The sequence below is a fragment of the Duganella callida genome (genome assembly GCF_004614165.1).
Classification (GTDB): Bacteria; Pseudomonadota; Gammaproteobacteria; order Burkholderiales; family Burkholderiaceae_D; genus Rugamonas; species Rugamonas callida.
The window spans coordinates 1-4,799 of the sequence record NZ_SPVG01000015.1; the positions used below are offsets into that span (position 1 = coordinate 1).

Below are 4,799 nucleotides of genomic sequence, written 5' to 3' on the forward strand. Positions count from 1 at the left end.
TCGGCGGCGCGGGGGGGGCGGGGGGGGGGTGGTGGGGGCGGGGGGGGCGCCCTGGCCCCCCCCCCCCCCCCGCGCCCCCTCCCCCCCGGTACGGCACCTGGGTGCGGAAGGTCGACCAGTACAGCCCGAGCAGCAGCAAGAACAGCGCGCCGGCCAGCCAGGACGGCAGATGCAGCGCCAGCGCGGTCAGCACCGCCAGCGGGAACAGCAGCTGGATCGGCCGCCACCAGGGCGCCAGCGCCAGCTTCCAGGTCAGCATGGCGGCGAGCAGGCCCTGCAGCGCGGCCACGGTCAGGTAGTTGACGGGGAAACGGAAACTGGCCAACACATAGACGATGGCCAGGGTCAGCGGCAGCGCGCCGCATTGGATCAGCATGGCGCGCACGGCGGGCGCGCGCAGCAGGCGGGGGAGAGAAAAGGTGGTCACGCCGGCATTATGCCGGTTTTCGGCCGATATCGGACCAATGTCAGGGCAATGTCAGGCCCACATCAGGTCCACATCAGGCCGCCATGGCCTCGGCGTCGCGCGATTTCTTGGTCTTGCCGGCGCGCGAAGGCATGTGGCACAGGCCGCAGACGTAGCTGCCGTTCAGGTCCATGGTGTTGACCACGAACTTGCCCTGGCATTTGGTGCACGGCGCCAGGTCCAGCATCCTGCTGCTGAAGAAGCGCACCAGGGTCCAGGCGCGGGTCAGCGACAGCAGCGGCTCCTCGCCCGGCTCCGGCGGCATTTGCTCGAGGTACAGCTTGTAGGCCTTCATCACCGCCTGGATGCCGCTGGCGCCCGCGTGGGTGACCAGGAAGCCGTGGATGTTGATGAACAGCGAGGCATGGATGTTGGGCTGCCAGGTCAGGAACCAGTCGGTCGAGAACGGCAGCATGCCCTTGGGCGGCGACACGCCCTTGAGCTCCTTGTACAGCTTGAGCAGGCGTTCGCGCGACAGCGCGACTTCCGACTCCAGCAGCTGCAGGCGGGCGCCCAGCTGGATCAGTTCGATGGCCAGCTGGATTTCCTGGGCTTCCGATACGACGCTTTTCTTGGCGGCCATGTGTGCGCTCCCGGGGCTTAAACGATTTCTTCGGCAGGCTGGCCGGCCATCAGGATGGCGGCGTGCGACTGCGCCAGGGTGCGGTCCTTGTTGTAGCTGGTCAGCATGGTCAGGATGGCGCTGTCGTCGAAGCGGAAGCGGGCCAGCATCATGTTGCCGCCTGCCAGCTTGAGGATTTGCGCATTGCTCATGCCTTCGATCAGGTCGGCGATGTCGGCGGAGATGCCCAGGCGGAAGATCGCCGTGACTTTGTCGGCGCGGATCATCTGCTGAGCCAACATCAGGTAGCTCAGGTTGGCGTCGCGAATTTCGGCCATCATATCGTTAGCGGTCATTTCCCTCTCCTTGCGGTTTTCTCTCTGTCAGAACGCATTTGCGTTTCCGTTGAGATACATTCTGCTCGAGCAACACTTGAGCGAGAAGAGGTGACACTCCGTATTTTTGGTCGGGAAATAGCTAACGCGACCTGTCGGTGTTTGTCTTACAAACACTCGCAGATCACTCTAGAACCCGCTGGAAATGCGGGTCTGGGCGGGCTCAAAATCTTCAAACAGGTCCTGCTTCGAAGCGACAATCAGGGCGATAAAACGACTCTTTTTTGCGACATCTAAACCGGTAACGGCAGGCTTCGGAAGAACTTTAGGGTTTTTGCGAAAAATTTTTAAAAGTTTTTTCGCCGCGTTCAAAAGCCGAAAAATTCCACCCACTCCTGCTCATCTAAAATCGGTAACGGCAGCGGTGCGGAGAACTTTAGGGATTTTTTGAAAAAAACCGAAAAATTTTTCAAAAAGTTGGGAAGTCCAGCATTCATGCGGGCTGGCGGCCGGTTCAGCGACGGAAAAACCGGCTCGACAGCGGATTTTTCAGGTTAAACTCACTGCTTTAGACCTCAATCAGCTAATCAAATGACAACTCGCAACCACTGCCTGGAGCGCGACGCGCAGGACGCGCTGGCCGGCTTTCGCGACCAGTTCGACCTGCCGGCCGGCGTGATTTATCTGGATGGCAACTCACTGGGCGCCCGCCCGAAAGCGTCGCTGGCGCGCGCCCAGCAGGTGATCGCGCAGGAATGGGGCCATGACCTGATCCGCAGCTGGAACACGGCCGGCTGGTTCGACCTGCCCAGGCGCCTGGGCGACCGCCTGGCGCCGCTGATCGGCGGCCGTGACGGCGAGGTGGTGGTCACCGACACCACCTCGGTCAACCTGTTCAAGGCGCTGGCCGCCGCCCTGCACCTGCAACACGGCAAGGCCGGCCGCCAGGTGATCGTCACCGAGCGCGCCAACTTCCCGACCGACATCTATATGGCCGAGGGGCTGACTCGCTGGCTCGACCGCGGCTACAGCATCCGGCTGATCGACAGCCCGGACGAACTGCCGGCCGCCATCGGCGCCGACACCGCCGTGGTGATGCTGACCCACGTGAATTACCGCACCGGTTATCAATATGATATGCAGGCCACCAGCGCCCTGGCCCACGCGGCCGGCGCGCTGATCGTCTGGGATCTGGCGCACTCGGCCGGCGCGCTGCCGGTCGACCTGCACGCCGGCGGCGCCGACCTGGCGGTCGGCTGCACCTACAAATACCTGAACGGCGGCCCGGGCGCGCCGGCCTTCATCTGGGTGCCGCGCATGCACCAGCCGGACTTCCGGCAACCGCTGTCCGGCTGGTGGGGCCATGCGGCGCCGTTCGCCATGGCGCCCTCGTTTACGCCCACCGAAGGCATCGGCCGCGCGCTGTGCGGCACCCAGCCCATCGTCTCGCTGGCCCTGGTGGAATGCGGCCTCGATATCTTCCACCAGACCAGCATGGAGGCGATCCGCGTCAAGTCGCTGGCGCTGACCGACCTGTTCATCGAACTGGTGGAGCAGCGCTGCGCTGCCCATCCGCTGGGGCTGGTGACGCCGCGCGAGCACGCCCGCCGCGGCAGCCAGGTCAGCTTCACCCACCCGCACGGCTACGCGGTGATGCAGGCCCTGATCGCGCGCGGCGTGATCGGCGATTACCGCGAACCGGCCATCATGCGCTTCGGCTTCACGCCGCTGTACACCAGCTACGCCGACGTCTGGGACGCGGTGGAGATCCTGCGCGATATCCTGGACCGCCAGGATTACAACGTCGACGCCAGGCGCGACGCCGTCACCTGATAACGAGATAAACAGTATGAGCGATACCAAGCAAACCGCCCCGGGCTGCCCGATGCACGCGCCGGCGCCCACCGCCGACACCGAATGGCACGGCGCGCAGATGGACTTCAGCAAGGACATGAGCTACGGCGATTATCTGGGCCTGAACCAGATCCTCCACGCCCAGCATCCGCTGTCGCCCAACCATAATGAAATGCTGTTCATTATCCAGCACCAGACCAGCGAACTGTGGATGAAGCTGATGCTGCACGAGATGCGCGCGGTGCGCACCCACCTGCAAGGCGGCGAGCTGCCGCCGGCCTTCAAGATGCTGGCCCGCGTGGCCCGCATCATGGACCAGCTGGTACACGCATGGGACGTGCTGGCCACCTTGACGCCGCCCGAATACACGGCGATCCGTCCCTACCTGGGCGCCTCGTCCGGCTTCCAGTCCTACCAGTACCGCGAGATCGAATTCATCCTCGGGAACAAGAATGCGGCGCTGTTGAACGTGCACGCCTCTACGCCGGAATATCCGCTGCTGCAGGAAGCCTTGAACACACCCTCGGTCTACGACGAGGCGATCCGCCTGCTGGCGCGCAACGGCCTGCCGATCTCGGACGCGCGCCTGCACGCCGACGTCACCAGGCCGACCGAGGCCGACGAATCGGTGCGGAACGCCTGGCTGGAAGTCTATCGCGACCCGACCCGCTACTGGGCACTGTACGAACTGGCCGAAAAGCTGGTGGACCTGGAAACCGCCTTCCGCTTCTGGCGCTTCCGCCACGTCACCACGGTGGAACGCGTGATCGGCTTCAAGACCGGCACCGGCGGCACCGCCGGCGTCAGCTACCTGCGCAAGATGCTGGACGTGGTGCTGTTCCCCGAACTGTTCGCCCTGCGCACCTTGCTGTGAGTATACCCATGGGGGTGCCGAATTCGCCCCCGTGTCGCCAGCCTACTGGAATCCGTACTGAAATCTACTGAAATGAACTCTTTTTTACTGAGGCAGTCCAACTCAGTAAGAATCAGTAAATTCCAGTACATTTCAGGAGGGATTTCAGCATGCTGTCGACAGTGAGCATAAATCTGCACCCCACCACCCTGCTCTGCCTGATGGAGCAGCTCGGCAAGGCAGGGGTCCCCACCGATCCGGCCGAAGCAGTCGATACCGCCATCAAATACTGGCTGGCAGCCGTGCGCGCCGGTCGCACCGGTTCCGCCCCCGAATCACCGCCGCGCGGCTACCAGTGGAAATCGCTGTTTCTGCCGGAAGGCACCTGGCTGCGCATGACCTACGACACTGACCACCAATACGCCATCGTCAAGGGCGACGAACTGGTCTATCACGGCCATGCCACAACGCCCAATCAGTTCGCTGCCAGTCAGGCCGGCAGCGTACGCAACGCCTGGAATGATTTGTCGGTGCGCATGCCAGGCGAAAAGCACTGGAAGCGCGCGTTTCTGCTGCGCCGCGAACTCGAACACGCACCCAGCGCATCGCCGGCGCCGACGTCCGCCGTGCCGCTTCGCCCGACCACGCCCGCACTGCTCGCATCCGCGCAAGAGGCGCAGCTGCCACCATCGCCCGCTTGCGCGTCCGCGCCGGCTGCCGTCTGCGCCG

6 protein-coding genes and 1 pseudogene are annotated in these 4,799 nt (G+C 63.9%); 3 read left to right on the forward strand and 4 right to left on the reverse strand.

Annotated elements, in window-relative coordinates:
* From E4L98_RS01450 to E4L98_RS01465, 4 genes and pseudogenes are all read right to left on the reverse strand, one after another.
* A pseudogene (locus E4L98_RS01450) lies at positions 1–427 on the reverse strand (hypothetical protein); the annotation flags it as partial.
* A gap of 73 nt (positions 428–500) precedes the next feature.
* On the reverse strand, positions 501–1,049 hold the full coding sequence (flhC, locus tag E4L98_RS01455; protein WP_135199790.1) for a flagellar transcriptional regulator FlhC: 549 nt from the start codon (positions 1,047–1,049) through the stop codon (positions 501–503).
* 17 nt (positions 1,050–1,066) lie between these two features.
* Positions 1,067–1,384 (reverse strand): flagellar transcriptional regulator FlhD, encoded by a 318-nt coding sequence (gene flhD / locus E4L98_RS01460; protein ID WP_135199791.1) that lies wholly within the window; start codon positions 1,382–1,384, stop codon positions 1,067–1,069.
* 168 nt (positions 1,385–1,552) lie between these two features.
* Positions 1,553–1,735 (reverse strand): hypothetical protein, encoded by a 183-nt coding sequence (locus E4L98_RS01465; protein ID WP_167761248.1) that lies wholly within the window; start codon positions 1,733–1,735, stop codon positions 1,553–1,555.
* A 219-nt stretch (positions 1,736–1,954) separates the two neighbouring features.
* On the opposite strand from E4L98_RS01465, the gene kynU reads away from it, so the two are divergent.
* The 3 genes from kynU to E4L98_RS01480 all read left to right on the forward strand — a co-directional run.
* Positions 1,955–3,196: a kynureninase gene (gene kynU / locus E4L98_RS01470; protein ID WP_135199793.1), complete on the forward strand. Its 1,242-nt coding sequence runs from the start codon at positions 1,955–1,957 to the stop codon at positions 3,194–3,196.
* Positions 3,197–3,212: 16 nt separating this feature from the next.
* Positions 3,213–4,091, forward strand: a complete 879-nt coding sequence (gene kynA / locus E4L98_RS01475) for a tryptophan 2,3-dioxygenase (RefSeq protein WP_135199794.1) — start codon at positions 3,213–3,215, stop codon at positions 4,089–4,091.
* Positions 4,092–4,240: 149 nt separating this feature from the next.
* The coding region (locus E4L98_RS01480) for a hypothetical protein (RefSeq protein WP_135199795.1) at positions 4,241–4,799 on the forward strand (559 nt) is incomplete at its 3' end.